This is a genomic window from Paraburkholderia graminis, assembly GCF_003330785.1.
Taxonomy (GTDB): domain Bacteria; phylum Pseudomonadota; class Gammaproteobacteria; order Burkholderiales; family Burkholderiaceae; genus Paraburkholderia; species Paraburkholderia graminis.
In genome coordinates this window covers 843,149-868,717 of the sequence record NZ_CP024935.1, presented here as the reverse complement: position 1 = coordinate 868,717, position 25,569 = coordinate 843,149, and the positions used below count along the sequence as shown (strand labels likewise).

The following is a 25,569-nucleotide window of genomic DNA, read 5'->3' as shown; positions in this document are numbered from 1 at the left end:
GCTCACACCTCCGCATCGATACGAAACACTTCCTTCTCGCCGTGATCTTCCAGCAGCTTGAGCAGCATGCGGCGCATCAGCAGGCCGGGCTGGTCGGAGACCATGTGGCATTCCTGCTGACGGCTCACGTCGATACAGGCGTCGTAATCGGTGGCTTCGAGAATCTCGCGGTCTTCGTCGGTGATCGGGCGGTCCCAGTCGATCAGCGCCTGTGTCGAGCATTGCTCTTCGGTGTCGTTGCGATAGAGCCATTGCACGAGCATCATCGTTTTATCGTCGATGGGCGTCGCGCAGTTATAGATGATGTGGTGAATCCCACTCGCCGGATACATGCAGCCGAAGCGCCGCGCGAAGGGCATGAACCAGCGGTTCACGAGATGCCGCTCGGTGATGTCGTCGGTCGTGCCGGTAATGCGAAAGCTCGCCTGCGGATTGCGGATAGGCACGCGCGTCTCCGCTTCGAAGCCCCATTCGCCTGGACGGAATTCGTATTTCGACGGCCTGGGCTGATCGAACAGCCCGAAGTTCGACTTATGCACGAAGCTGAAGTGCGCGTTGTCGAACGAGTTCTCCATCATGCGCAAGGGGCTCGTGTTCCACTGCTCGTAGAACTGGAGAATGCGGCGATAGCCGGGCGCGGTCTCTTCCGGAAACTCGGGAATGGGCTGCAGCGGCTCGTCCAGCGCGACCCACGCATAACCGTAGCGTTCCTCGCAACGGTACGACTGCACGACGGCACGCGAGGGAATCTCGCCCGCGCCGTTCTGCGGAATCTTCACGCACTGGCCGGTGCAGTCATAGGTCCAGCCGTGATAGCCACAGGCGATGTTGCCGTCTGAATCCACAAAGCCCTTGGAGAGCTTCGCCGTGCGATGGCAGCAGCGGTCGCGCAAGGCGTGCGGCTTGCCGCCCGCTCCTTTCCACAGCACGATGTTTTCGCCGAGCAGCGTGAACGGCTTGGGGCCATCGTCGAGATGGGACATGGGAACCACTGCGTACCAGAAGCGGCGCAGCACTTTTTGACGGGTGACCAGCATAATGTTGTTCCTCGGTTTGGTGGGCGCTTTGCCGGATGTGTTTAAGGCATCACCTTTAAGGCATCACCGTCGCGTTCTGCACATACTTCAGCGTGTAGGCGCTTTTGTAGTCCGTGCCCGGCTTGAGCAGCTTCGCTGACACCATGTAGTCATAGGTCTTCTTCCAGCGGGCATCGGTCATCGCGCCGATGCCGAGCGTGGCCGCATCGCCGCCGGTCACGAGCTTGAGCGTCTTCAGTTGCGCGACGCCGAACGCGAGCTGCGCATCGGTCATCTCCGGGTTGTCCTTTCTGATGAGCTCGTTGCCCGGCGCAGGATTGGACAGATAGCTCTTCCACCCTTCCATCGAAGCCTTCACGAAACGCGCGACCACGTCCGGCTTCGCGTCGATGCTCTTCTTCATGCCGACGATGGTCGTGTTGTAGGGCGGATAGCCGTCGTCGGCGAACAGGAAAAAGTGCGTCTTGACGTTGGCGCGTTCCGCCTGAAACGGCTCGGAAGACGGATAAGCCTGCATCGCGACGTTCCGGTCGACAAAGAACGGTTGCAGGTTGAAGGTGTAAGGACGCGTCTGGCCGTCGGTGTAGCCGTACTTTTCCTTGAGCCACGGCCACCACGAGGTGCGGCCCGAGCCGGCGACCAGGATCGTCTTGCCTTTGAGGTCGCCGAGGCCTTTCACGTCATCGTGTGTGAGCATGCCTTGCGGGTCGAACTGGAACGAAGCGGCGACGGTCTCGACAGGAATGCCTGCCTCGATCGAGGACAGCACCTGAAAGTCATAGCCGAGGATGAAATCCGCCTGCCCGCCCACCAGCAGTTGCATGCCGTTGACCTGCGGGCCGCCCATCCTGATGGTGACGTCGAGTCCGGCTCTCTTGTAGAGGCCGGTGGCGACAGCCTGATAGAAGCCGCCGTGCTCGGCCTGCGCGTACCAGCTTGTGAGGACGGTGATGTGGTCGTCGGCGTGAGCGGCAAGCGCGGCGAGACCGAGAACAGCGGTGCAAAACAGGCGACGAATGAAACGCATGAATGGCTCCCGAATGAGGACATTGGAAGACCATGAGGACGTTCGAAAGTCAGGGGCGATACTGCGTGTCCTGTCGTTGAAATCGGGCGATTTCATTCGAACGCCGACACAGTCGACGTGGGTGCGCGATGCACCCCAGGAGCAATGCCCCACGCCGAAGCGAACCTTTCGCCTGGCGCTAGCCGCTTATACTCCGCACGACGGTTATGCGAGAAGCGTGCCAGAAGATCGAGGCCATGAAACGTGGGTTACGCCTGGCCGAATGCATGGCCGCATGCGTCGTCGCGGGGCATCCGCGCCCCGCGATCGCGCACGACAGCACCGTGAGCGTGGATTAATCGGGACTCACGCAAAACATTAATAGGCGCTTAGACGAATCACACCTCTTCTCCATATAAGGCATGATTGTCGAAAACGCGTGCAACACTGAATCAAAAGATCCGGCAATATGACCCTTCACTCCCGGAGTTCGAGATTGAATCCATATTTCTATCGCTTTTGTACTGAACCGTACCCGAATGAGCAACGATTTGAAGTATGGCGTGAGGAGGTGAACGCGATATTCGACGTCGATATCGAAAAGTCGGTTTCTTCCAGTTTCAATTACGATCTTTCCACCGGCTATATCGGCTCTCTATTGATGGGTTGCGGCACCTGGGCCGGACAGCAGGAACCGGTCGCCTATGGCGTAAAGCGGTCAGCGCAAATGATCCGCAGGGACGGCCTCGATCATTTTTATCTCTGCCTCGGCATTACTCATTCTCTATCCGGATATGCGGCTCGCACGCCGATCGAAGCAGAGCCGTCGAAAATCTATGTACTCGATCTGGCCCGCGAACTCGATTCGGAAATCGTAGCCGGTGACACGGTTATTCTGACGATCGCCCGCGATCTGCTCGAGCCGCGCATCCGCTCAGCGAATCTGCATGGCGCCGTGCTGCAAGGCCCGATGAGCGCCCTGCTCGGCGACCACATGATTTCGCTGCGGCGCCAGTTGCCGTACCTGTCGCCCGCCGACATGCCCTATATCGAGCAGGCGACACTGGCGATGGTCTCGGCGGCGCTGGCGCCATCGGCTCAAACGCTCGCCGATGCCGAAAACGAGATCAACCACGCGCTGCTGGTCCGCGTGCGCCGTTATATCGATGCGAATCTGACGGCCGCGCAGCTTTCTCCGCAGCAGATCTGCCGCGACGTGGGCATTTCGCGCGCTCATCTGTACCGGCTGTTCGCGCGCGAGTCGGGCGTCGCCGCGTATATCCAGCAGCGCAGGCTGGCAAAAATCCGCGAGATACTGGAAAGCCCGAAGGGCCGGAAACAGCGGCTGTCCACGCTGGCGTTCCAGTACGGTTTCAAGAGCGAGTCGCACTTCAGCCGTAGCTTTCGCCAGGCGTTCGGCTGCTCGCCGAGCGACGCCCGCGAGCGGGGCGCAGCGGAACCTGCGCAGGCAGCCGCGTCGCGCCGCGGCGGCCACTCGCCAGGCTCGCTGCGCGACGTGCTGGACAAGCTCGACAAGTGAACATGCACTGAGACGCACAGACAAGTAATAGAGACGCTCAGGCAAAAGCGCGCAACGCGCAACTGCTACTATTTTTCCGCCTGTCTTAGTTATGAAGATACGCGTCAGGAAAACCCAACGCTAACCTCGGCTTGCGTTTCCTGGCGCGATTTCACAATCAGAACCGGGGATCACAAATGGGGTATCGCCAATTGGCGCCATCGGCCGTCCTGATTCTGGCGGCCTGTGCGCATGATCAGTCGGCGAGTCAGTTCGTGCGCATTTGCGACGACAGTGGATGTGCCGAGCGGCCAAAAAGTCAGATTGCCTTAGACGCTTCGCGCAACGGCCACGATTCGGCCGAAACAGATTCGGACCGGCGCATCGCCGCGCTGGTAAAAGCCGGGGAGACCAACCCGCGTGCAGCTTACGACCTGGGCCTGCGTTATTTTCGCGGCGACGGCGTGCGCCAGGACAGTTATCAGGCGCTCAAATGGATGCGCAAGGCGGCCGAAGGCGGCGACCTGCAAGCACAGAAAGCACTGGGCCGTTTTTATCTGTTCGGTCTCGAAGAGATGGGACCCGATCCTCGTGAGGCCGAGAAGTGGCTGATGATCGCATCGGAACGCGGCGATAAGGAGTCGGGAAAACTACTCGCGCAAGCGCGAGCGGCCAAGCAATCCGATCAGGATTACTACCGGTGGCAGACAGAGGCGCGTGCGCTTTACGGCAACTGGTATGCCGATTACCCCTACCAGGGCTATTGGCAAGGCCGGGGCTGGTACTGGTATTGACACATCTCAAACAGAACATATCCGCTCGGCCATCTCATTGATATTCCGTCAACTGCATCACGCATCCTCCAAGAACATCAAAACATGAAGCTCAATTCGACATATCGGAGCGCCAAGGGCGTCTTCTCGATCATTTTGATCGGATCTCTAAGCGCCTGCGGGGGCATGGTATCCACTGGCGGACAAAGCGCGGGTGTCTCCGGTGCAGCCGGTGGCTCGACAAGCGCGGGCGCCGACGAAACGCTCGAGCGCTGCAAGGCGCCGCTCGGCACGATTGCAGTCGACGACGGACGCAATGCAGACTGGTTCGGTCCATTCGGCAGCGCGACTCAGGTCACGACGATCGAGCCGCTGCTGCGTCTTGCAGTACAGCAATCGAACTGTTTTGTGATCACGTCGATCGGCAATCAGAAGACCGATGCACGGCTGTCGCGCATCACGGGTTTGCAGCGCAATTCCGGCGAGTACCGCGCCGGATCGAAACAGCAGAAAGGTCAACGGGTCGCGGCAGACTACTACATGGAACCGCAGATCATTATCAACGACTCGGCGATTGGCGGCGTCAGCGGCGTGCTGGGCGGGTTGATCGGCGGCAATGCGTTGGGCAAGATCGCGGGCGGCATGCAGTCGAAGGCGTCGGTGGTCACACTGACGCTCTTCGACGTGCGTTCGGCCCTGCAAATATCGGCGGCCGAAGGCAACTCGACCGCGACCAACTATGGCGCGGCGTTGGCCGGCCTCGGCGGCGGCGCAGGAGGCGGACTGAGCGGATTCTCAAGGACGCCGGAAGGCAAGGCGACGGTCGCGGCGTTCATCGACGCATACAACAAGATGGTCGTCGCGCTCCGTAGCTACAAGGCACAGGACGTCAAGGGCGGCCTGGGAAGAGGCGGACAGTTGCAGGTGAACTGATCGCGTTTTCCGTTCCATGATGCCGCGTTGGCCGTTCCGGTCATCGCGGCTCATGGTTGGTCGTGAATCTGGCCGGTGCATCAGTTCGTATCGACACCCAGATCGCCCAGCGGATGCGCTTCCCGCTTCCACGGCGAAGTCAGAAAATGCCTGACCCGCTCGGGCCGCACTTCGGCGAGCGTGGCCGGTGCCCAGCGTCCCTTGCGGTCCTTGTCGATCAACTGCGCGCGCACGCCTTCGCAGAAATCGCCCTCCTCGATCGCGCGCTTGACGATGCCGAGCTCCATCCGGAAGCATTCGGCGAGTGTCATCTGCCGGCCGCGCAACAGCGCCTCGCGCGTCACGTAAAGCATGGTCGGCGAGTGCGCGACGAGCGCATCGTAGGTGGATTGCAGCCATTGCTTCACTTCACGCGGCAAGTCGCGTTCGAGATCGTGCCGCAACGTCGCGACGATTCTGTCGACGGCCGAACGCCGGTCGAAATGCCGTAGAACCTGCGGCGTCAACTGCGCCAACGCGGCGTGCGGCACGATGTTGCAGGGCGGCTCGAACACGCCGCGCAATGCGCTCATCAGATCGCCGTCATGCGGCATGCGCCGCAAGCGCTCTTCGAAAGAAGCGAGCCAGTCGGCCGGCACGCACAGATCGGCGAGTTGCAGCCGCAACGCATCGGCGCCGGACAGCGTCGCGCCCGTGAGGCCGACATACAGTTCCAGTTCCGCGGACATCGCGGCGAGAAAGCGCGTCGCACCAACGTCGGGCAGAAAGCCGATGCGCGTCTCCGGCATCGCGATCTTGCTGCGCTCGGTGACGATGCGCAGCCGCGCTGCCTGGCCGAGCCCCATGCCGCCGCCCATCGCAATGCCGTCGAGCAGCGCGACGACCGGCTTCGAAAAAGTATGCAGCGCGTAATCGAGCCGGTATTCGTCGATGAAAAATGCAAGCCAGCGGTTGTCCCCGTTCTTCGCGAGCCGATGCACCTCGCGCACATCGCCGCCCGCACAAAAGCCCTTGTTTCCAGCACCTTTCAGCACGAGCGCGACGATGCCGTCGTCGTTGCGGCAATGTTCGACCAGCATCGCAAGCTCGCGAATCATCGCGTGCGATAGCGCATTCAGCGCAGCGGGCCGGTTTAGCGTGATGATCGCGACGCGGTTGACGACGCGAAAGAGGATCTCGCGTTCCGGCTCTGCGCCGGCTTCGGATGCGAATTCTGATGCGAATTCTGATGCGACGCTTTGCAAGGCGCTCATCATTGCGTCTCCTCGTTTGCGCGAGCGGCATCTACGCTTTGCATGACCTCCCAGCGCGGCACGCGTTTTTCGAGGAACGCATTGACGCCTTCGCGCTGATCGGCTCCGTCGAACAGATCGACGAAACGTTCGCGCTCCAGCGCCAGCGCAGCCGAACGCGGCACGCCGTTGCGCGCCTGATGAATCAGCGTCTTGCTGAAGCCGACCGCCTGCGGACTCAGCCCTGCGACGCGCGCCGCCATAATCAGCGCGGCCTCGCGCGCAGCGCCCTTTTCCACGACCTCTTCGACGAGACCGATGCGCAACGCGGTCGCCGCGTCCACGCGTTCGCCGGTGAGAATCATGCGCTTCGCCCAGCCTTCGCCGACGAGCCACGGCAGCGTCTGCGTGCCGCAACCGCAGGGCAGCAAGCCGACCGCGGTCTCGGGCAGCGCCATCACCGCGTGCTGTTCGGCGATACGGATATCGCAAGCGAGCGCGCATTCGAGCCCGCCGCCCATTGCATAACCGTTGATCGCGGCGATCACCACGGGCCGCGCATTCTGCAACGTTTCGAACGCGGCGCCGAAGCGGGCCGCCGCGACACGAGCCACTTCGCGATTGCCGTCGGCGAAGGTGTTGAGATCGGCGCCCGCGCTGAAGAACTTCGGCCCCTCGCCCGTGATGACGATTGCACGAACGCGCGCGTCGCCGTTCAGCCGCTCCACCGTCTGCTGCAATTGCAGCAAGCCTTCGGGCGTGAACGCATTCGCGGGCGGGCGCTTGAGGGTGAGTTGTGCGACGGTTCCGTTGTGCGCGTAGTCGAGTTCGATCATTACGCGTCTCCCTTCGTGCTGTCGTTGCCGCTGCCGTTGTCACTCAAGCTACCTTGACGATAAAGCTTGATGACCGCCGAAAAGTCCAGACGTCCCGCGCCTTTTGCGCTCATCGTTTGATAAAGCTGCTGCGCGAGCGCGCCGAGATAGACGGGTTGACGCGCGAATTTGGCCGCATCCGTCGCGAGGCCGAGATCCTTGAGCATGAGATCCGTGCCGAAACCGCCGCTGTATCCACGCGAGGACGGCGCGCTGTCGATCACGCCCGGCATCGGGTTATACGTGTCCGAACTCCAGCAGCGCCCCGTCGACGTATTGACGATGCCGGCAAGCACCTTCACCTCGATGCCGAGCGCTTCGCCGAGCGACATGGCCTCAGCCACGCCCGCCATCGTGATGCCGAGCACGAGGTTGTTGCAGATCTTCGCGACCTGGCCCGTGCCCGTGTCGCCGCAATGCACGATGTTCTTGCCCATCGCCGACAATACCGGTTTCACCGCTTCATACGCGCTCGCGCTGCCGCCGACCATGAAGGTCAGCGTGCCCGCGGCCGCGCCGCCGGTGCCGCCGGACACGGGTGCATCGACGAACGTGTTGCCGTGCCGCCGCGCGAGGTCCGCGAACGCTTTCACGCTGGCGGGATCGATCGTGCTCGAATCGACGATGGTCACGCCTTTGGGAATGCCGGCCAAGACGCCGTCTTCTGCCGTGAGCACACTGCGCACATGCGCCGCCGCGGGCAGCATCGTGATCACGCATTCAACGTCGGCGACCGCCGCTTTCGGCGAAGCGGCCGCCTTAGCACCCGCATCGACAAGCGCCTGCAGGGCTTGTGCGTTCAGATCGAAAACGTTGACCGCATGGCCCGCCTTCAAGAGGTTGTGCGCCATCGGCGCGCCCATGTTGCCGAGTCCGATAAAGCCTATTTTCATGATGCCGTCTCCCTGTTTGCGGCTCGCTCAGCGCAGGCTGATCGTGGTGTTCACGCCGTCGTTGATCGTGTCGTCGTCAAACCAGCGCGCGGTGACGGTCTTCGTTTGCGTATAGAACTGCACGACCTGTTTGCCGTACGGACCCAGATCGCCGAGCTTGGAACCGCGCGAGCCCGTGAAGCTGAAGAACGGCACTGGCACCGGAATCGGAATGTTGATGCCGACCTGGCCGACGTCGATTTCGCTCTGGAATTTGCGCGCCGCCGCGCCGCTTTGCGTGAACAGTCCGACGCCGTTACCAAACGGATTGCGGTTGACGAGCGCGATCGCGTCATCGAGCGTCGCGGCGTTGAGCACCAGCAGCACCGGCCCGAAAATCTCCGTGCGATAGATTTCCATCTCCGTGCTGACGTCGCTGAAAATCGTGGGGCCGATGAAATTGCCCTGCTCGTAGCCGGGCACTTTCACGTCGCGGCCGTCGAGCGCGAGCGTCGCGCCTTCCTTCACGCCCGCTTCGATCAGCCCGAGAATGCGCTGCTTCGCGGCGCGCGACACTACCGGACCGACATCGGTGTTCGGCTCGTGGCCCGCGTTGACCTTGAGCGTCTTCGCCCTGGCGACGATGTCCGGCAGCCATTGCTGCGCCGCGCCCACCAGCACGACCACCGAGGTCGCCATGCAACGCTGCCCCGCCGCGCCGAAGCCCGCACCCGCGAGCGCATTCAACGTTTGCTCGCGATTCGCGTCGGGCAGCACGACGGCGTGGTTCTTCGCGCCCATCATCGACTGCACGCGTTTGCCGTGCTCGCTGCCGAGGCGATACACGTGCGTGCCGACCGCCGTCGAGCCGACAAACGAAATCGCCTTCACGAGTTCGTGTGTGCAGAGCGCATCGACCACGTCCTTGCCGCCGTGCACGACGTTCAGCACGCCCTTGGGCACGCCTGCCTCGAGCGCGAGTTCGACCAGTTGCATCGTCGACAACGGGTCCTGCTCCGAAGGCTTCAGCACGAACGTATTGCCGCAGACGATCGCCATCGGGAACATCCACAGCGGGATCATCGCGGGGAAGTTGAACGGCGTGATGCCCGCGCATACGCCGAGCGGCTGGCGCAGCGTGTAAGTGTCCACGCCGCCCGCGACGTTTTCCGCGAATTCGCCCTGCTGCAAGGTGCCGATCGAACACGCATGCTCGACGACTTCGAGTCCGCGAAAGACGTCGCCTTCCGCGTCGGCAATCGTCTTGCCCTGCTCGGCGCTCAGTGTCTTTGCAATGCGCGGCAGATGCTCGCGAATCAGCGCCTGGTACTTCAGCATGATGCGCATGCGCGCGCCGATCGGCGTGTTCTTCCATGTGCTGAACGCGGCATGCGCCGAGCGGATCGCTTCGTTGACTTCGTCGGCGGTCGCAAACGGCACGCGCGCCAGCACCTGTTGCGTCGCCGGATTGACGATGTCGCGCCATTCGGTGGTTGTCGATTCGACGAATTCGCCGTTGATCAGCAGCTTGACGGTATCCGGGGCAATTACGCTCATGCTGGAAACTCCTATGCGGTGAATCGGTGGTGGCTCGGTGGTGTGCGTCGTGGCTCAGTGGCCGACGCACAGTAAGTACGATCGAATAAAAGCGCTTAATGACGCCTAGCGCAGATCGGGGAAATCTTCTTCCCAGTACTCGTCGGGCAAGCGTGCCGGCTCGGCTTGCCGCTCCATTTCGCGGCGCCGCAACTCGACGCGGCGAATCTTTCCGGAGATGGTTTTCGGCAGTTCGCTGAATTGCAGACGGCGAATCCGCTTATACGGTGCGAGCTTTTCGCGCGAGAATGCGAACACGGCGCGCGCGAGTTCGGGGCCGGCTTCGTAGCCCTGGCGCACGGTGACGAAAGCCTTCGGCACCGACAGGCGCAGCGCGTCGGCGCTCGGCACGACTGCCGCTTCGCCGATGGCCTCGTGCTCGATCAGCACGCTTTCGAGTTCGAACGGACTGAGCCGGTAATCGGACGATTTGAAAACGTCGTCGGCGCGGCCGACGTACACGTAGTAGCCGTCATCGCGTCGCAGTGCGACATCTGACGTGCGGTAGAAACCGTTGCGCATGGCCTCGGCGGTCGCCTTCGCGTTGTTCGCGTAGCCGGTCATCAGACCGAGCGGACGGTCCTTGCCATCGGCGCCGATCGGCAATGCAATTTCGCCTTCGGTGACTGCGTGATCGTCGGCGTCGATCAGTTCGATTTTGTAGCCCGGCAACGGACGTCCCATCGAACCCGCGACAACCGGTTGGCCCGGCGAATTGCCGATCTGGCAAGTGGTCTCGGTTTGCCCAAAACCGTCGCGTATCGTGATGCCCCATGCGTGCTTCACGCGCTCGATAATCTCCGGATTGAGCGGCTCGCCCGCGCCGACAATCTCGCGCAGCTTCACCGGATAATCCGCGAGCGGCTCCTGCACGAGCATGCGCCAGACGGTCGGCGGCGCGCACACGGTGCTCACGTTGAAACGCACCAGCACGTTCAGCGTGTCTTTCGGCACGAAGCGCGCGAAGTTGTAAACGAACACACAGGCCTGCGCATTCCACGGCGCAAAGAAGCAGCTCCACGCGTGTTTCGCCCAGCCCGGAGAGCTTATATTCCAATGGATGTCGTTCGGTTGCAGGCCGATCCAGTACATCGTCGACAGATGGCCAACCGGATAGCTCTGATGCGTATGCTCGACGAGCTTGGGCTTCGACGTGGTGCCGGACGTGAAGTAAAGCAGCAGCGGATCGGTGGCGCGCGTGACGCCTTGCGGAGTGAATTGCGGCGATGCGTCATACGCGGCCGCAAGATCGATCCAGCCGTCGCGCGGCGTGCCGACGGATAGACGCGTCAACGGCACATCGAGCGAATCGAATTTGGAAAGCTCCGCGCTGTCCACCACGACGAAGTTCGCGCCGCCTATCTGCACGCGGTCGCGCACGTCGTCGGCGGAAAGCTGCGTGGTGGCGGGCAGCACGATCGCGCCGAGCTTCATCGCGGCGAGCATCACGTCCCACAGTTCGACGCGGTTCGGCAGCATCAGCAGCACGCGGTCGCCGCGTTGCACGCCCACGCCGCGCAGAAAGTTGGCCATGCGCGCGGAGCGCTCCGACATTTGCGCGTACGACAAACGCAGGCCCTCGCCTGCCGGATCGTCGACGATCCACAACGCCGGGTTGTCGTTATCGCGCGCGATGACGTCGAAGTAGTCGAGCGCCCAGTTGAACTCGTCCAGCACCGGCCACGCGAACTCGCGGTATGCGCGCTCATAGTCGGTTCGATGGCGCAATAACAGATCGCGTGCGTCGAAAAATGCTTTCGCTGCAGTCATGGTCGTCTCCTGATGGGCGCGGTATCGGTCCGCGTTTGCTCGGGTTTAGTTTTATCCGCAAGCTATTTTGCGCTCAAACTCGGCTCGCGCAGCGTTCAAACGTGACGCGCGATCACCATGCGCTGCACTTCGCTGGTTCCTTCGTAAATTTGCGTGATGCGGGCGTCGCGGTAATGGCGCTCCACCGCGTAGTCCTCGAGATAGCCGTAGCCGCCGTGAATCTGGATCGCGTTCGAGCAGATCTGCTCGGCCATTTCCGACGCGAACAGTTTCGCCTGCGATGCCTCCGACAAACACGGCTCGCCCGCCGAGCGCAGCCGCGCTGCATGATGCACGAGCAGGCGCGCGGCGTTCAGGCGCGTGGCCATGTCCGCGAGCATGTTGGCGATGGTCTGATGATCCTTCAGCGCCTTGCCGAACTGCATGCGCTCGCTGGCATAGGCGCGCGCGGCGTCGAACGCGGCGCGCGCAATGCCCACGGCTTGCGCCGCGATGCCGATGCGTCCGCCCTCCAGGTTCGACAGCGCGATACGCAGGCCCTCGCCCGCTTCGCCAAGCAGATTCGCTTCGGGCACCGCGCAGTCGTCGAGCGAAATCGGGCAGGTGTCGGACGCGCGAATGCCGAGCTTGTGTTCGGGCTTGCCGACGTTGAAGCCCGGCGTATCGGTCGGCACGATAAACGCGGACAGGCCGCGCTTGCCGCGATCGGGGTCCGTGACCGCGAATACGATGGCGATGTCGGCGCGCGCACCGTTGGTCACGAACTGCTTGCTGCCGTTGAGTATCCACTTGCCGTCGCGCAGCACCGCACGCGTGCGCAGATTGTTCGCCTCGGAGCCCGCCTGCGGCTCGGTCAGACAGAATGCGCCGATGCGCCGTCCGGTCGCGAGGTCCTGCAAATAGCGGTCTTTCTGCGCGTCGCTGCCGAAGTTCAGAATCGGTCCGCAGCCGACGGAGTTGTGCACGCTCATCAACGTCGCACACGCGGCGCAGCCGGCGGCGATTTCTTCGAGCGCGAGCGCGTAGGCCACGTAGTCGGTGTATGAGCCGCCCCACTGCGGCGGCACGATCATGCCGAGAAAGCCGAGCTCGCCCATTTGTCTCACGACGTCCGCGGGCAGTTGCGCGTCGCGATCCCATTGAGCGGCGTTCGGCGCGAGGCGCTCGCTGGCGAAGTCGCGCGCCGCGTCGCGGATCATGCGTTGTTCTTCGGTGTAGAAACTGTCCATGAGCGTGAGTCCTGTGCTTGCGTTCGAAGCAAGTGTAGGCAAGCCGGCCGCCGGCTTCGATGCTCAGCGCGATCATTATGTGTGAGCGCATTTGCCATACTGATACCATGCAGTGCGGCAACGGCCGCGTTTTTGCCGCATTAGAGCTTTTCGGATAAGCAAAACGTTGAGCGCGATTGCCACTTCAACTACCCTGCCGAACCATCGCCGATGAAAACCGAAAAAGGCACCATCTCCGTTGCGCTGGTCAACGAAACGCTTGCGCTCGCGGCGGCGCGCGGTGTGGATGCGCTGCAGCTTGCAGAAGCCGCCGGCATCGCCGCGCCGATGCTGGCGTCGCCGAAAAGCCGCGTGTCGTCGGCGCAATACGGCGCATTGTGGGTCGGCATCGCACGCGCGCTCGACGATGAATTTTTCGGTCAGGACTCGCATCGCATGAAATTCGGCAGCTTCATCGCGATGACACAGACCGCGCTCACGGCGCGCAACGGTGCGCAGGCGCTGTCGCGCGCAATCGGTTTCATGCGGCTCGTGCTGGACGATCTGGGCGCGCGCGTCGAGACCGACGCGGAGCGCGTGCGTCTCACGTTCGTCGAACGCGAGGGAACCCGGCCGCCCGCGATGTTTGCGTACGCGACGTATTTCATCGTCGTTTATGGGCTGTTGTGCTGGCTGGTCGGACGCCGCATTCCGCTGATCGAAGCGCGCTTTCGCTGCGCCGAGCCGCCCGCCGCGCAGGAGTACCGGCTGATGTTTTGCGACGACATGGCGTTCGATCAACCGGAGTCTTACGTGGATCTCTCGCCCGCATTTCTCGAGCTGCCGGTGATTCAAACGGCGAACTCGGCGAGGCCGTTTCTGCGCGATGCGCCGGCGAGCTTCGTCGTCAAATACCGCAATCCGGGTTCGCTGGCCGCGCGCGTGCGCAAAACGCTGCGCGCGTTGCCGATGGCGAGCTGGCCCGCCGCCGACCAGATGGCCGCGCGCCTGAACGTCGCCGAGGCGACCATGCGGCGCCGTCTGAAGCAGGAAGGCCATACGTATCAGTCGATCAAGGACGACCTGCGGCGCGACATTGCGATTGGCGAATTGCAGCAGTCGCGCCGCACGATTGCGGACATCGCGGCGTCGGTGGGCTTTGCGGAGCCGAGCGCGTTTCATCGCGCGTTCCGCAAATGGACCGGCATGCGGCCCACCGACTATCGTCCGGCGCGCGCGGACCTCACGCGGCGCGCGGAATCGGACTAAGCTGTAAGAAGCAGGCCAGTCTTCCTGGAGGGTCGGCCCGCGCCGGTCCGTCTTCGTATCCGTCGACGGCACGCGGCGCCCGTTAGCCATGAGCACGTCTTCACGTCGCCCGTTCCGGCAGTCTGGCGCGCGCCGGCCGTTTATCCGCGGCGGTGTCGCGCGCCGGTTCCTGCGCGGCATGACCGCGTTCGGGATGCTTTTGACGTTCGCGGTTGGGGGTCTGTTTGGGCCTGGGTTCGTACCTGGGTTCGCGTCGGGCGAAGATGCGGCTGTGGCTCAGGCCGCGCCCGTCGGTGGACAGAACGCCGTTGCGCAAGCGCTCAACAGCGTGGTCGTGATTCCCGTCAGCGGCGCGATCGGACCTGCGAGCGCCGACTTCATCGTGCGCAGCCTGCAACGCGCCGCCGACAGTCACGCGCAACTCGCGGTGCTGCAACTGGATACGCCGGGCGGACTCGATACGTCGATGCGGCAGATCATCAAGGCGATCCTCGGCTCGCCGGTGCCGGTCGCGACGTTCATCGCCCCGAGCGGCGCGCGGGCCGCGAGCGCGGGGACCTACATCGTCTACGCGAGCCATATTGCGGCGATGGCGCCGGGCACCAACCTCGGCGCGGCCACGCCGATCCAGATGGGCATCGGCGGCACGGAGCCTCCGGGAGGCGGCACGCCGCGCCTGCCGGGCACGGGCGATCGCACGCCGCAAGCGCCGGCGCCCGGCGGTTCTGCTAGCGGCGTTGGGGGCGCCAGCAGCGCAAGCGGCGCGAGCGCCACGACAAGCCCGGCATCAACCAGCTCCCCCACCACACTCCCGCTCGACACCCAATCGACGGAACTGCGCAAGCAGGTTCACGACGCCGCCGCCTACATACGGGGCCTCGCGCAAATGCGCGGGCGCAACGCCGACTGGGCCGAGCGCGCGGTGCGCGAGGCAGTGAGCCTCACCGCCGCCGACGCGCTCGCGCAGCACGTCGTCGACCTCAACGCGCGCGACGTGCCCGATCTGCTGCGCCAGCTCGACGGCCGCACCGTCGCAACGAGCGCGGGCAACGTCAAGCTCGCGACGGCGCATGCGCCCGTCGTCACGCTCGAAGCCGACTGGCGCAGCCACTTCCTCGCGGTCATCACCGATCCGAATGTTGCGCTGATGCTGCTGATGCTCGGCATGTACGGCCTCTTTTTCGAATTCGCGAACCCCGGTTTCGTGCTGCCCGGCGTGGTCGGCGCGATCAGTCTGCTTATCGGGCTGTTCGCCATGCAGATGCTGCCGGTCAACTACGTCGGCCTCGGCCTGATCTTTCTCGGCATCGCGTTCCTGATCGGGGAGGCGTTTCTGCCGACCTTCGGTTCGCTCGGCTTCGGCGGCATTGTCGCGTTCGTGATCGGCGCGTTGATGCTGATCGACACGGACGTGCCCGGCTACGGCATCCCGCTGCCGATGATCGCCGCCGTCACCGTATTCAGCGTGCTGTTCGTGCTGGGCGTATCGCAGCTCGCGCTGCGGGCGCGGCGCAGGCCGGTCGTGACCGGTTCCGAAGGGCTGATCGGCAGCGTCGGCGTGGTGCTCGAAGGCGGTCTCGTCGCCGCCTCAGACGCGGCCGCAGACCCAGGCGCGGCAAACAGCAGCCTGGCCGGCTGGGCGCGGATCAACGGCGAGCGCTGGCAGGTGTCGAGCGCGGCTCCGCTCGCGGCCGGCGACGCGGTTCGCGTGACCGCGCGCCAGGGGCTGACGCTCACGGTCGAGCCCGTCGCCGCCGCGCAGGCGCTCCAACAACAGCAAGCACAGCAACAACAGCAACAACAACACCCCTCTCTCGGAGGAAAAACCTCATGATCGGTTTCACATTCGGCTTCAGCAGCATTCTGATTCTGCTCATCGCCGCGCTGATTGCATCGTCGATAAAGATCTTTCGCGAGTACGAACGCGGCGTCGTGTTCATGCTCGGGCGCTTCTGGAAGGTCAAGGGGCCTGGGCTCGTGCTGATTATTCCGGTCGTGCAGCAGGTGGTGCGCATCGACCTGCGCACGGTCGTCTTCGACGTGCCGCCGCAGGACGTGATTACGCGCGACAACGTTTCGGTCAAGGTCAACGCGGTGGTGTACTTTCGCGTGGTCGATCCGGAGAAGGCCGTGATCCAGGTGGCGCGCTATTTCGAGGCGACCAGCCAGCTATCGCAGACCACGCTGCGCGCGGTGCTCGGCAAGCATGAACTCGATGAACTGCTCGCCGATCGCGAGCAGCTCAACGCCGACATCCAGAAAGTGCTCGACGCGCAGACCGATGCGTGGGGCATCAAGGTTGCCATCGTCGAGATCAAGCATGTGGACATCAACGAAACGATGATCCGCGCGATTGCCCGTCAGGCCGAAGCGGAGCGCGAACGGCGCGCGAAGGTGATTCATGCGGAAGGCGAATTGCAGGCGTCGCAGCAATTGCTGCAGGCCGCGCAGACGCTCGCGCGCGAGCCGCAAGCCATGCAGTTGCGCTACCTGCAAACGCTCACGACAATTGCCGCCGACAAGAACTCGACCATCGTGTTTCCGCTGCCAGTCGATATGCTGAACGCCGTGGTGGACCGTCTGACGAAGCCACGCGAGCCGTAAGCCGCGCGCACCGTTGCCTGGCGACATCGTAAATTCGCTTGCGGCTGCGCCCCACGCGCTGGCAAGGTATCATCTCGCCCCTACGACGAGAGACCCGCCATATGGATTCCATAAAACGCTATTTCGGCCTCGACGCCGCCGGCACCAATCTGCGCACGGAAGTGCTGGCCGGCCTGACCACTTTTCTGACGATGGCCTACATCATCTTCGTGAACCCGGCGATTCTGGGCGACGCGGGGATGCCGAAAGACGCCGTGTTCGTCGCGACCTGCCTCGTCGCCGCGCTGGCCTCGCTGATCATGGGTCTGTATGCGAACTACCCGATCGCGCTTGCGCCGGGCATGGGCCTGAACGCGTACTTCGCGTACACGGTCGTCAAGGGCATGGGCTTTACGTGGCAAGCCGCGCTCGGCGCGGTGTTCATCTCCGGGTGCCTGTTTCTCGTCGTCACGCTGTTTCGCGTGCGCGAGGTCATTGTCACCGGCATTCCGCACTCGATACGCATTGCCATCACCGGCGGCATCGGCCTCTTTCTCGCGATCATTTCGCTGAAGACGGCGGGCGTCGTGGTCGGCAATCCGGCCACGCTCGTCACGCTCGGCGATCTGCATAACCCGCATGTGGTGCTCGCGATCATCGGCTTTTTCGCGATCGTCACGCTCGACTATCTGCGCGTGCGCGGCGCGATCCTGATCGGCATTGTCGGCGTGACCGTATTGAGCTTTTTCTTCGGCGGCAATCAGTTCCACGGCATCGTGTCCGCGCCGCCGTCGATTTCGCCGACGCTGTTCCAGCTCGACATTCGCGGCGCGCTGTCCACCGGCGTGCTGAACGTGATCCTGGTGTTCTTCCTCGTTGAACTGTTCGATGCAACGGGCACGCTGATGGGCGTGGCCAATCGCGCGGGTCTGCTGGTGGAAGGCAAGATGCATCGGCTGAACCGCGCGCTGCTTGCGGACAGCACCGCCATTCTGGCGGGCTCGATGCTCGGGACGTCGTCGACGACCGCGTATATCGAAAGCGCGTCGGGCGTGCAGGCAGGCGGGCGCACCGGCGTGACGGCGGTCACGGTGGCCGTGCTGTTCCTTGCCGCGCTGTTCTTCGCGCCGCTCGCGGGCGTGGTGCCCGGCTACGCGACGGCGCCGGCGCTGCTCTACGTGTCGTGCCTGATGCTGCGCGAAATGCTCGACCTGCCGTGGGACGACGCAACCGAAGTCGTGCCGGCCGCGCTCACGGCTCTGCTGATGCCGTTCACTTACTCGATCGCGAATGGCGTCGCGTTCGGCTTCATCTCGTATGCGGGACTGAAGTTGCTGACCGGCCGCGCGCGCCAGGTGAAGCTCGTCGTGTGGATCATCGCGGCGATCTTCCTGTTCCGCTATTTCTACCTCGGCAGCGAGTAAGTTCTTGCGAACCGCGGCGTGCCGATGCGCTCAGGCACGCCAGTTCGCTTCATAAAAGCGCACATAGCCGCTGCGCAGCACAACGCATTGCGCGCTCGTCTCAGAGAGCAGACGACGCGTGGCGGCTTCGATGCGCTCGCGGTGCGTATCGAACGCGCCGACCATGTCTTCCAGACGCGGCGACGCGGCGCCGAAATGATCTTCGAGCGCTTCCGCGGTGATCATGCACTCCACCCTCTGCCCATCGACCAGCGCCGGAAACGCCAAGGTGAGTTCGCGACCTGAATACTCAGGATTTTCATTCGGGAAAAGGATCTGCATGGGAATCACCTGGAAGTTAGGCGCCGCGCATGATTCGCATGGGTAATGCGCACGCCGATTACATCTGATCGCGCCCCGGGCTGCCTCCTCCTTGTCCAATGCCGGCGACGCGGGCTCGTCATCCGTCGCATGCGGAAACGCGCCATTCGCGCGTCGCGAGGATGATTTGATTCACTTTAGACGAGTTCCTGCGCGGCGCAAGTTTTCCTTTCCGCCGCTTGATCCAGGTGCGAAGTTGCCCGCGAATTGCGCACGCGATTGCGCACGAAGCGTGCATGGCGCTTGCGTTCCTACCGACCCGCGCCGGGTGTTTTCCCTGCGACGCGCGCGGCTTCGGCTCCTGTAATATCGGTATTCGCCCGCAAGCGCGCATGCTGCGCTGCGGCATCGAACGGCGGGCAACGCATCCGCCGCATCCGAATACCGGAGACATGCCTTGAGCCATCGCCCCGCCACGCCGTCCCGCATCGGTCGGCCCGATGTCATCGCGCAAGCTCATGCGCGCTCGCTCGAACTCGGGCTGCGCGCGTCGGAAATGCCGGATTTTCAGCCGCTGCGCCGGCCTGCGCTGCGCGAACTGGTCGAGTGCAATCAGTCGCTGTATACGCATGCGCTGCCCGTCATGGAAACGCTGCATGCGCAGATCGTCGACACGCAAAGCATGGTGCTGCTCACCGACAGCCAGGGCGTGATCCTCCATAGTCTCGGCGACAGCGATTTCGTCGCGAAGGCGAATCGCGTCGCGCTGTGTCCGGGCGTCTCGTGGGCCGAGGCCGACCGCGGCACGAATGCAATCGGCACGGCGCTCGTCGACGGACAGCCGACCGTGGTTCACGCCGACGAACACTTCCTGCACGCAAACCGCATTCTCACCTGCTCGTGCGCGCCCATCGCCGATCCGTTCGGGCGCACCATCGGCGCGCTCGACGTGAGCGGCGACACGCGCGGCTTTCATAAGCACACGCTGGCGCTCGTCAGAATGTCGGCGCAGATGATCGAAAATCATCTGTTCTCCAATCAATTCGCCGATGCGTTGCGCGTGCACTTTCACGCGCGCGCCGAATTCATCGGCACGCTGTTTGAAGGGCTCGCCGCGTTCGCTGCAGACGGCACATTCCTGTCGGCCAACCGCAGCGCGCTGTTTCAGTTCGGACAAGCGCTCCCCGCGTTGCAGGTGCAGCCGTTCGAGGCGCTGTTCGGCGCCGCGTTCGCCGACGTGTTGCAGCGGATCGCGCGCGCGCCGGGCGACAATATCGTGCTGACGTTGCCGAGCGGCGTGCGGGTTGTCGCGCGCGGCGAGTATTCGGCGCAGCGTTATGTCGCGCCGGCAGCGGATGTTGTCGGCACGGCGCGTGGCTTGACAACGCATGGCGCGCGTCACGCGGCGCGGATTGTGGAATCGCCGTCCAATGTCACGCCAGCCACACTTGAAACACTCGACACCGGCGACGCGCAAATGTCCGCGATTCTGCGGCGCGTCGGCAAGGTGCGCGGTCGCGACATTCCGATCCTGATCCTCGGCAAGACAGGCACCGGCAAGGAATGGCTCGCGCGCGCGATCCATCACGATTCGCCGCGGCGCACGGCGCCGTTCGTCGCGTTGAACTGCGCGTCGCTGCCCGACAGTTTGATCGAGGCCGAGCTGTTCGGCTATGAAGACGGCGCGTTCACCGGCGCAAAAAAACGCGGCAGTGTCGGCAAGATCGTGCAGGCCGACGGCGGCACGCTGTTCCTCGATGAAATCGGCGATATGCCGCTCGCGCAGCAAGTGCGGCTCATGCGCGTGCTGCAGGAGCGCAGCGTGGTGCCGCTCGGCGGCACGCGCGCCATTCCAGTCGATCTGCGGATCGTGTGCGCGACGCACCGCAATCTGCGCGCGATGATCGAGGAAGGCACCTTCCGCGAGGACCTGTACTACCGCATCAACGGACTCGTTGTGACGTTGCCGGCGCTGCGCGAGCGCACGGATCTGGAAGCGCTCATCGCGCGTGTGCTGGAACTTCAGTGCGAAGGCGACGGCGTGCCGCGCCGCGTTTCGCCGCAAGTGCTCGAGCGCTTCATGCAATGCCGCTGGCCCGGCAATCTGCGGCAACTGGCGAACGTGCTGCGCACCGCGAGCATCATGGCCGAAGGCGCGGATCAAATCGAACTCGACGATCTGCCGGAAGACTTTCTGCATGATTGCGCCGATTCGGCGGCGAACGACGACTCGCGCTCACCTCGGCGAAACTGCGACGACGCGATGGACAACAACCTGGCTAGCGCTCAGACGCCCGCGCCGTCGCGCATGGAAGACTGGCAGGCCACGTTGATCGCGCAGACGCTTGCGCGGTTGGACGGCAATGTGTCGGCGGCGGCACGCGAACTGGGACTCGCGCGCAATACGGTGTACCGCTATTTGCGGCGGGCCGGCACGACTCATTGAAGCGTCGATACAGCGACGGCCGCCAGGAAAGACCGCGCGACCGTGTAAAGTGTGACGAGCCCAGTCACACATTCACACGATGTCCGATTCACACCGCCCGCCTGTCGTGCGCGTCGAGCCGCTTGGCCGCAGCTTCGAAGCGCCCGATTCGCTCACCATTCTGGAAGCCGCCGGCTTCGCCGATCTGCGCTTGCCGCGTTCATGCCGCAACGGCACGTGTCGTACGTGCATCTGCAAAATGACGGCGGGACAGGTGCGCTACACGATCGAATGGCCAGGTCTTAGCCGCGAGGAAAAGCAGGAAGGTTATATCCTGCCGTGCGTCGCGATTGCCGAAACCGATGTGGTGATCGAAGCGCCGGACGCTGTGGAGCTGCAGTCGTCGTCGTTGTCGTCGCCGCCGCGTTGAGCAGCGAGGCTTATCCCCTCAATCGATCCTGGCGAAGCGCGGCATCGTCGCGCCTTCATGCTCGATCTGCTCGAAAAACACCGACGCCGGACGTGTCCAGATCGTGCCGTTGCTCGCCTTGTAGACGATCATCGTGACAGTCGGATCGGCTTCGAGCGTCGCCTCGCATATCAGTTCGTAGAGGCCGCCTTTGTAATGGCGGTAGCGTGTGATTTCAGCCATCGAATTCTCCCTGGGTTGGACAGTGCGGCGATTCAACCGCCTTCCTTCATCTGCTTGAGGATTTTGTAGACGGTTGCGCGGCCCATCGTCAGCACGGCGGCCACATAGTTCGCCGAACTGCGGCCGCGAAACGCGCCTTGCGCATGCAGCGCCTCGACGATTTCGCGCTTGTGTTCGCGCGTGAGCGCGTTGATGCCGATCTGCCGCTCGCGCAGCCACGTATGCAGATACGTGTTGATGCGGTCCTGCCAGTCGTCGCGGAACAGGTCTTCGGCGGGTGCGTCGGTCAAATTGCCGCCGCGGATGAACAGGTCGAGCGTGGAACGCACGTCTTCGAACACCGCGATATTGAAGTTGATGCACAGCATGCCGGCCGGCTTGCCGTTGTCGTCGAACAGAATGTTGCTCACGCAGCGCATGCGGCGGCCGTCCCAGTTGAGCTTCTCGTACGGGCCGATGGTGCGCCCGCGCGCCGCATAGTGCACTTCGTCGAGCACCGACGGACCGCCCACTTCGAGCTTCGACAGATTGTTCACCAAGTACGCGATGGTCTGGTCGCGCAAATCGTGGATCACGACTTCGGCGCACGGATAGAAGAGCGCCGCGATGCCGTCGGCGATGGGAGCGTAGCGCTCGAGCAGCAGGTCTTTCACGGGGGTCGCGGTTGTCTGGCGCATTGGATGACGATGTGACAGTGTTCGGGGGCGCGTGCTGCCTCGCGCGGCAACTCGCCATTGTAGCGACCGGCCGGCCCCTCTGTTCGTGGATGGAACTTTTTACTATCCAATCAGACGTATTTAGTGCATCATATTGGAATAGTTGTATTCCGCATTCGCAGCCTGGCTGTCTCATACCGCATCTGCGCAACACCCCCGACTGTTCGACCGCCGCCCGTCGGCGATCCCGTCACTCCGGCAATGCGCCGCCAGCATTAGCCGTCGCGAGTTGTGTAGCTGAGTTGTTCAGCTGAGTTTCAGCTTTCACCCGCCTGGTGTCCGCGCGACATCAGCGTGTTTCTTCTCCATCGAATCCGCGAATTTACGCGGCGCGCTCAAGCCCTCGCTATCGGGCCTGCGCTAACTTTTTCAATGGCGGCGCGCCTTTCCGGTGCTGCGCTGCCCGGCCTGCGGTGCCGCGCGTAACACGCGTGACATGCCGGCCACGTATTACAGGACATCTATGCTAATGAACTCGGCAGTCAAGACGTACAAAGGTTATGAGATTCACCCGCTCGTCTATCCGCGCCGCCCCACCGACGGCCAGACGAGCCGCAATCCGGACGCGGGCTACGACGCGTCGGTGCGCATTTGCCGCGTGGGCGCGAATCCGGCCGCCGAGGGCCGCGTGTTCCGCCTGCAGTATCTGTTTCCGTTCGACGGCACGGGCAAGGCGCGCATCGCGTGCATGGCTCACGCCGAGCAACTGATCGACGGCCGCGTGGACGGCCAGTCGGTCGCCGATCTTTGAGCGGTCACGGCGGCGCATAAGCCGTTGCCGCACGGCGGGCCTGCCGCCCGCTTGCAACCGTATCTGATGCAGCGCCGCCCGCAAGGCGTCGCGCAAACCCTTATCCCATCGACCAGGAGTTATGCATGGCGAAAGAAGAACTGCTTGAACTTGACGGTATCGTCGACGAAGTACTTCCGGACAGCCGTTACCGCGTGACGCTCGACAACGGCGTCGTGGTTGGCGCTTACGCGTCCGGACGCATGCGCAAGAACCACATTCGTATTCTCGCGGGTGACCGCGTGACGCTGGAACTGTCGGTCTACGACCTGACCAAAGGCCGGATCAACTTCCGTCACAAAGACGAGCGTGCAGGCGGCGGCGCCGCGCGCAGCAATTCGCAATTCCGTCGCCGTTAAGGCGAGCGGCACGCGCCGGCGGTTTTTGCGCGTGCCTGCGTGGGCCTCTGCCTTGCGGCCCTGAAGTAACGTTGTACGCGAAGCCATTGGCGCGCCTTCTCGAGTTCGGCCCGGTTCGAACCTGAGCGGCGCGCAGCGGCGGCGCTTTTTAGGCTTTTTTAACGGCGCGTTTTTCGCCGCGTTTTTCAGCCGATTTTTTGTCGCGACGCTCGTCGCGATGTCTTCCGAGCCGTTGCCTTGCCTCGCGATTCTTGTCGCGGGTTCTGTTCGTCTCGCCTTCTTAAGAATTCTCAAGAATCGCCCGCTGTGCGCCGCTTCGGTGCATCCGCGACGCATGCCCTTTCCCGGTGCGCCACTCGTCACGAAAAAGCTCGGCCTCAGTGCGTAATCCCTTCGTACACAAGGCTTCGCGGCCACTGGCATCCAAGTTGCTTTAACGATGTTCAGCCGTCGATTGCCACTACCCCATGCTGCGTGTCCTCCTCGTCACCGATACCGATAAGCCGATAGGCGACCTACGTGACGCGCTCGCCAGGCTCGGTTACGAGATGCTGGCCAGCACCGCGACGCCGCACGCGCTGCACAGCGCGGTTCAGAGCGAGCGGCCGGACGTCATCATCATCGATACCGATTCGCCGTCGCGCGACACGCTCGAACAGCTCGCGGTGATGAACGCGACCGCGCCGCGTCCGGTGCTGATGTTCAGCCACGACTCGAACCAGCAGTTGATCCGCGATGCCGTCGGCGCGGGTGTGACCGCGTATCTCGTCGAAGGGCTCGAAACCGAGCGGCTCGCCCCGATTCTCGAAGTCGCGCTCGCGCGCTTCGCGCAGGAATCGCAACTGCGCGAACGCCTCGCCCAGGTCGAGAACGAACTCGCGGAGCGCAAGCTGATCGACCGCGCCAAACGCCTGCTGATGGATCAGCAGAAAATCACCGAGCACGCCGCCTACGCCACGCTGCGCAAACGCGCGATGAACCAGGGCGTGAAGCTCGCCGAGGTCGCGCGCGCGGTCGTCGCGGCGGCTGAATCGCACAAGTGAAGCATGCCCATGAACTCCGTTAGCTCACTCGTATCTTCGTCGGCTTCGTCGTCCACATCCGGCCAGCTCGAGAAAACGCACCTTCGCCTCGGCTTCGTCGCGCTGTCCGACGCCGCCCCGCTCGTCGCCGCCAAGTTGCTCGAATTCGGCCACGCGCATGGCCTCACGCTCGAACTGTCGCGCCAGCCGTCATGGGCCGCCGTGCGCGACAAGCTGCTGTCCGGCGATCTCGACGCGGCGCATACGCTCTACGGCCTCGTCTATGGCGTGCAACTCGGGCTCGGCGGTCCGCAAACGGACATGGCCGTGCTGATGGTGCTCAACCGCAACGGCCAGGCGGTCACATTGTCGAACCGTCTCGCCGATGCGCTCGCCGCACACGGCACGTTGCCGAAGGCGCTCGCCGCGCTCGGCCGCAAGCCGGTGTTCGCGCAGACCTTCCCGACCGGCACGCACGCGATGTGGCTGCATTACTGGCTCGCCGCGCAAGGCGTGCATCCGCTGCGCGACGTGGAAAGCGTGGTGATTCCGCCGCCGCAGATGGTCGCGGCGCTTGCCGAAGACGGACTCGACGGCCTGTGCGTCGGCGAGCCGTGGAATGCGATGGCCGAAGCGCAAGGCGTCGGCAGAACGGTCGCTTATACGAGCGAAGTGTGGCCCGATCATCCCGAGAAAGTGCTCGCTTGCCGGCGCGATTTCGTCGACGAAAATCCGAACACGGCGCGCGCGCTCGTGCGGACCATGCTCGAAGCGTGCCGCTGGCTCGACGGCCCAGGACATCGCCACGAGATCGCGCGCTGGCTCGCGCGGCCGGAGTACATCGGCATCGACGAAGCATTGATCGCCGCGCGTTTCGGCGACGCGATTCCCGCGTCGGTGCCGCACGGTTTACCGGTGCGTTTCTTCGACGATGGCGCGGTGAACTATCCGCAGCCATTCGAGGGCGCCTGGTTTCTGACGCAATTCGAGCGCTGGGGAATGATCGACGCGCGTGCCGATTACGCGCAAATCGCCGAGCGCATCAATCAGACGCAGTTGTATCGCGAGGCGGCCGCGCAGGTGAAAGTCACGGTGCCGGCGCAAGAAACCACGCAACGGTTCATGGACGGCGCCACATGGAACAGCACGACGCCGGCCACGGGTTTCGCACGCAGTTTTCCGATTCACAGATAACGCATCGATAACGC

The 25,569-nt window shown here is 63.5% G+C and carries 24 protein-coding genes; 13 read left to right on the top strand and 11 right to left on the bottom strand.

The window, feature by feature from the left end; translation table 11 throughout:
• Positions 1–2: 2 nt before the first annotated feature.
• Positions 3–1,037: an aromatic ring-hydroxylating oxygenase subunit alpha gene (locus CUJ91_RS22150; protein ID WP_114157139.1), complete on the bottom strand. Its 1,035-nt coding sequence runs from the start codon at positions 1,035–1,037 to the stop codon at positions 3–5.
• A gap of 55 nt (positions 1,038–1,092) precedes the next feature.
• A complete protein-coding gene (locus tag CUJ91_RS22145) occupies positions 1,093–2,064 on the bottom strand; it encodes an ABC transporter substrate-binding protein (RefSeq protein WP_114157138.1) in 972 nt (323 codons plus the stop codon).
• Positions 2,065–2,614: 550 nt separating this feature from the next.
• Between CUJ91_RS22145 and CUJ91_RS22140 the strand changes: the two genes are divergently transcribed.
• The 3 genes from CUJ91_RS22140 (at position 2,615) to CUJ91_RS22130 (ending at position 5,268) form a co-directional block, all read left to right on the top strand.
• On the top strand, positions 2,615–3,583 hold the full coding sequence (locus tag CUJ91_RS22140; protein ID WP_244231071.1) for a helix-turn-helix domain-containing protein: 969 nt from the start codon (positions 2,615–2,617) through the stop codon (positions 3,581–3,583).
• Positions 3,584–3,759: 176 nt separating this feature from the next.
• Positions 3,760–4,356 carry a tetratricopeptide repeat protein gene (locus CUJ91_RS22135; protein ID WP_006046730.1) on the top strand — a complete coding sequence of 199 codons (597 nt, stop codon included), beginning with the start codon at positions 3,760–3,762 and terminating at the stop codon, positions 4,354–4,356.
• Between the two features lie 84 nt (positions 4,357–4,440).
• Complete coding sequence (locus CUJ91_RS22130; protein ID WP_006046729.1) at positions 4,441–5,268, top strand: hypothetical protein; 828 nt, start codon at positions 4,441–4,443, stop codon at positions 5,266–5,268.
• An 80-nt stretch (positions 5,269–5,348) separates the two neighbouring features.
• Here the strand turns inward: CUJ91_RS22130 and CUJ91_RS22125 are convergent, their stop codons facing one another.
• The 6 genes from CUJ91_RS22125 to CUJ91_RS22100 form a co-directional block, all read right to left on the bottom strand.
• Entirely contained in the window at positions 5,349–6,521 is a 1,173-nt protein-coding gene (locus CUJ91_RS22125) for an enoyl-CoA hydratase/isomerase family protein (RefSeq protein ID WP_114158029.1), read from the bottom strand.
• Complete coding sequence (locus CUJ91_RS22120; RefSeq protein ID WP_114157136.1) at positions 6,521–7,336, bottom strand: enoyl-CoA hydratase; 816 nt, start codon at positions 7,334–7,336, stop codon at positions 6,521–6,523. The genes CUJ91_RS22125 and CUJ91_RS22120 overlap by 1 nt, the downstream gene beginning before the upstream one ends.
• A complete protein-coding gene (mmsB, locus tag CUJ91_RS22115; RefSeq protein WP_114157135.1) occupies positions 7,336–8,268 on the bottom strand; it encodes a 3-hydroxyisobutyrate dehydrogenase in 933 nt (310 codons plus the stop codon). Before mmsB ends, CUJ91_RS22120 begins: the two co-directional genes overlap by 1 nt.
• Before the next feature lie 27 nt (positions 8,269–8,295).
• Positions 8,296–9,804 (bottom strand): CoA-acylating methylmalonate-semialdehyde dehydrogenase, encoded by a 1,509-nt coding sequence (locus tag CUJ91_RS22110; protein WP_114157134.1) that lies wholly within the window; start codon positions 9,802–9,804, stop codon positions 8,296–8,298.
• Positions 9,805–9,909: 105 nt separating this feature from the next.
• Entirely contained in the window at positions 9,910–11,613 is a 1,704-nt protein-coding gene (locus CUJ91_RS22105) for an AMP-binding protein (protein WP_114157133.1), read from the bottom strand.
• 95 nt (positions 11,614–11,708) lie between these two features.
• Positions 11,709–12,842 (bottom strand): acyl-CoA dehydrogenase family protein, encoded by a 1,134-nt coding sequence (locus CUJ91_RS22100; RefSeq protein WP_114157132.1) that lies wholly within the window; start codon positions 12,840–12,842, stop codon positions 11,709–11,711.
• A 210-nt stretch (positions 12,843–13,052) separates the two neighbouring features.
• On the opposite strand from CUJ91_RS22100, the gene CUJ91_RS22090 reads away from it, so the two are divergent.
• The 4 genes from CUJ91_RS22090 to CUJ91_RS22075 all read left to right on the top strand — a co-directional run bounded on the left by CUJ91_RS22090 (position 13,053) and on the right by CUJ91_RS22075 (position 18,097).
• Entirely contained in the window at positions 13,053–14,090 is a 1,038-nt protein-coding gene (locus CUJ91_RS22090; protein ID WP_114157130.1) for an AraC family transcriptional regulator, read from the top strand.
• An 88-nt stretch (positions 14,091–14,178) separates the two neighbouring features.
• Positions 14,179–15,924 (top strand): NfeD family protein, encoded by a 1,746-nt coding sequence (locus CUJ91_RS22085; protein ID WP_114157129.1) that lies wholly within the window; start codon positions 14,179–14,181, stop codon positions 15,922–15,924.
• The gene (locus CUJ91_RS22080) at positions 15,921–16,694 is read left to right on the top strand and encodes a slipin family protein (protein ID WP_006046720.1); all 774 of its coding nucleotides are present in this window, start codon (positions 15,921–15,923) and stop codon (positions 16,692–16,694) included. Before CUJ91_RS22085 ends, CUJ91_RS22080 begins: the two co-directional genes overlap by 4 nt.
• Before the next feature lie 101 nt (positions 16,695–16,795).
• Positions 16,796–18,097 carry an NCS2 family permease gene (locus tag CUJ91_RS22075; RefSeq protein ID WP_006046719.1) on the top strand — a complete coding sequence of 434 codons (1,302 nt, stop codon included), beginning with the start codon at positions 16,796–16,798 and terminating at the stop codon, positions 18,095–18,097.
• 30 nt (positions 18,098–18,127) lie between these two features.
• Here CUJ91_RS22075 and CUJ91_RS22070 read toward each other — a convergent pair whose 3' ends face one another.
• A complete protein-coding gene (locus CUJ91_RS22070; protein ID WP_006046718.1) occupies positions 18,128–18,418 on the bottom strand; it encodes a DUF1488 family protein in 291 nt (96 codons plus the stop codon).
• Positions 18,419–18,854: 436 nt separating this feature from the next.
• Here CUJ91_RS22070 and CUJ91_RS22065 point away from each other — a divergent pair, with 436 nt between their 5' ends.
• Both CUJ91_RS22065 and CUJ91_RS22060 read left to right on the top strand, forming a co-directional pair.
• Positions 18,855–20,843: a sigma-54-dependent Fis family transcriptional regulator gene (locus CUJ91_RS22065; protein WP_114157128.1), complete on the top strand. Its 1,989-nt coding sequence runs from the start codon at positions 18,855–18,857 to the stop codon at positions 20,841–20,843.
• A 79-nt stretch (positions 20,844–20,922) separates the two neighbouring features.
• The gene (locus CUJ91_RS22060; RefSeq protein WP_029965842.1) at positions 20,923–21,252 is read left to right on the top strand and encodes a 2Fe-2S iron-sulfur cluster-binding protein; all 330 of its coding nucleotides are present in this window, start codon (positions 20,923–20,925) and stop codon (positions 21,250–21,252) included.
• Positions 21,253–21,270: 18 nt separating this feature from the next.
• Here CUJ91_RS22060 and CUJ91_RS22055 read toward each other — a convergent pair whose 3' ends face one another.
• A complete protein-coding gene (locus CUJ91_RS22055; RefSeq protein WP_029965844.1) occupies positions 21,271–21,474 on the bottom strand; it encodes a DUF1653 domain-containing protein in 204 nt (67 codons plus the stop codon).
• Positions 21,475–21,506: 32 nt separating this feature from the next.
• Positions 21,507–22,151: a helix-turn-helix transcriptional regulator gene (locus CUJ91_RS22050; protein ID WP_006046714.1), complete on the bottom strand. Its 645-nt coding sequence runs from the start codon at positions 22,149–22,151 to the stop codon at positions 21,507–21,509.
• A 508-nt stretch (positions 22,152–22,659) separates the two neighbouring features.
• Here CUJ91_RS22050 and CUJ91_RS22045 point away from each other — a divergent pair.
• The 4 genes from CUJ91_RS22045 (at position 22,660) to CUJ91_RS22030 (ending at position 25,555) form a co-directional block, all read left to right on the top strand.
• Positions 22,660–22,941, top strand: a complete 282-nt coding sequence (locus CUJ91_RS22045) for a hypothetical protein (RefSeq protein ID WP_029965846.1) — start codon at positions 22,660–22,662, stop codon at positions 22,939–22,941.
• A 125-nt stretch (positions 22,942–23,066) separates the two neighbouring features.
• A complete protein-coding gene (gene infA, locus CUJ91_RS22040) occupies positions 23,067–23,339 on the top strand; it encodes a translation initiation factor IF-1 (protein ID WP_006046712.1) in 273 nt (90 codons plus the stop codon).
• 467 nt (positions 23,340–23,806) lie between these two features.
• Complete coding sequence (locus CUJ91_RS22035; RefSeq protein ID WP_006046711.1) at positions 23,807–24,382, top strand: ANTAR domain-containing response regulator; 576 nt, start codon at positions 23,807–23,809, stop codon at positions 24,380–24,382.
• 9 nt (positions 24,383–24,391) lie between these two features.
• Positions 24,392–25,555: a CmpA/NrtA family ABC transporter substrate-binding protein gene (locus tag CUJ91_RS22030; protein ID WP_114158028.1), complete on the top strand. Its 1,164-nt coding sequence runs from the start codon at positions 24,392–24,394 to the stop codon at positions 25,553–25,555.
• Positions 25,556–25,569: the final 14 nt, after the last annotated feature.

Bases quoted from the DNA above. Each gene is read 5' to 3' on its own strand.
- CUJ91_RS22150 (WP_114157139.1), bottom strand. From the start codon at position 1,037: ATGCTGGTCACCCGTCAAAAAGTGCTGCGCCGCTTCTGGTACGCAGTG.
- CUJ91_RS22145 (WP_114157138.1), bottom strand. From the start codon at position 2,064: ATGCGTTTCATTCGTCGCCTGTTTTGCACCGCTGTTCTCGGTCTCGCC.
- CUJ91_RS22135 (WP_006046730.1), top strand. From the start codon at position 3,760: ATGGGGTATCGCCAATTGGCGCCATCGGCCGTCCTGATTCTGGCGGCC.
- CUJ91_RS22130 (WP_006046729.1), top strand. From the start codon at position 4,441: ATGAAGCTCAATTCGACATATCGGAGCGCCAAGGGCGTCTTCTCGATC.
- CUJ91_RS22125 (WP_114158029.1), bottom strand. From the start codon at position 6,521: ATGAGCGCCTTGCAAAGCGTCGCATCAGAATTCGCATCAGAATTCGCA.
- CUJ91_RS22120 (WP_114157136.1), bottom strand. From the start codon at position 7,336: ATGATCGAACTCGACTACGCGCACAACGGAACCGTCGCACAACTCACC.
- mmsB (WP_114157135.1), bottom strand. From the start codon at position 8,268: ATGAAAATAGGCTTTATCGGACTCGGCAACATGGGCGCGCCGATGGCG.
- CUJ91_RS22110 (WP_114157134.1), bottom strand. From the start codon at position 9,804: ATGAGCGTAATTGCCCCGGATACCGTCAAGCTGCTGATCAACGGCGAA.
- CUJ91_RS22105 (WP_114157133.1), bottom strand. From the start codon at position 11,613: ATGACTGCAGCGAAAGCATTTTTCGACGCACGCGATCTGTTATTGCGC.
- CUJ91_RS22100 (WP_114157132.1), bottom strand. From the start codon at position 12,842: ATGGACAGTTTCTACACCGAAGAACAACGCATGATCCGCGACGCGGCG.
- CUJ91_RS22090 (WP_114157130.1), top strand. From the start codon at position 13,053: ATGAAAACCGAAAAAGGCACCATCTCCGTTGCGCTGGTCAACGAAACG.
- CUJ91_RS22085 (WP_114157129.1), top strand. From the start codon at position 14,179: ATGAGCACGTCTTCACGTCGCCCGTTCCGGCAGTCTGGCGCGCGCCGG.
- CUJ91_RS22080 (WP_006046720.1), top strand. From the start codon at position 15,921: ATGATCGGTTTCACATTCGGCTTCAGCAGCATTCTGATTCTGCTCATC.
- CUJ91_RS22075 (WP_006046719.1), top strand. From the start codon at position 16,796: ATGGATTCCATAAAACGCTATTTCGGCCTCGACGCCGCCGGCACCAAT.
- CUJ91_RS22070 (WP_006046718.1), bottom strand. From the start codon at position 18,418: ATGCAGATCCTTTTCCCGAATGAAAATCCTGAGTATTCAGGTCGCGAA.
- CUJ91_RS22060 (WP_029965842.1), top strand. From the start codon at position 20,923: ATGTCCGATTCACACCGCCCGCCTGTCGTGCGCGTCGAGCCGCTTGGC.
- CUJ91_RS22055 (WP_029965844.1), bottom strand. From the start codon at position 21,474: ATGGCTGAAATCACACGCTACCGCCATTACAAAGGCGGCCTCTACGAA.
- CUJ91_RS22050 (WP_006046714.1), bottom strand. From the start codon at position 22,151: ATGCGCCAGACAACCGCGACCCCCGTGAAAGACCTGCTGCTCGAGCGC.
- CUJ91_RS22045 (WP_029965846.1), top strand. From the start codon at position 22,660: ATGAACTCGGCAGTCAAGACGTACAAAGGTTATGAGATTCACCCGCTC.
- infA (WP_006046712.1), top strand. From the start codon at position 23,067: ATGGCGAAAGAAGAACTGCTTGAACTTGACGGTATCGTCGACGAAGTA.
- CUJ91_RS22035 (WP_006046711.1), top strand. From the start codon at position 23,807: ATGCTGCGTGTCCTCCTCGTCACCGATACCGATAAGCCGATAGGCGAC.
- CUJ91_RS22030 (WP_114158028.1), top strand. From the start codon at position 24,392: ATGAACTCCGTTAGCTCACTCGTATCTTCGTCGGCTTCGTCGTCCACA.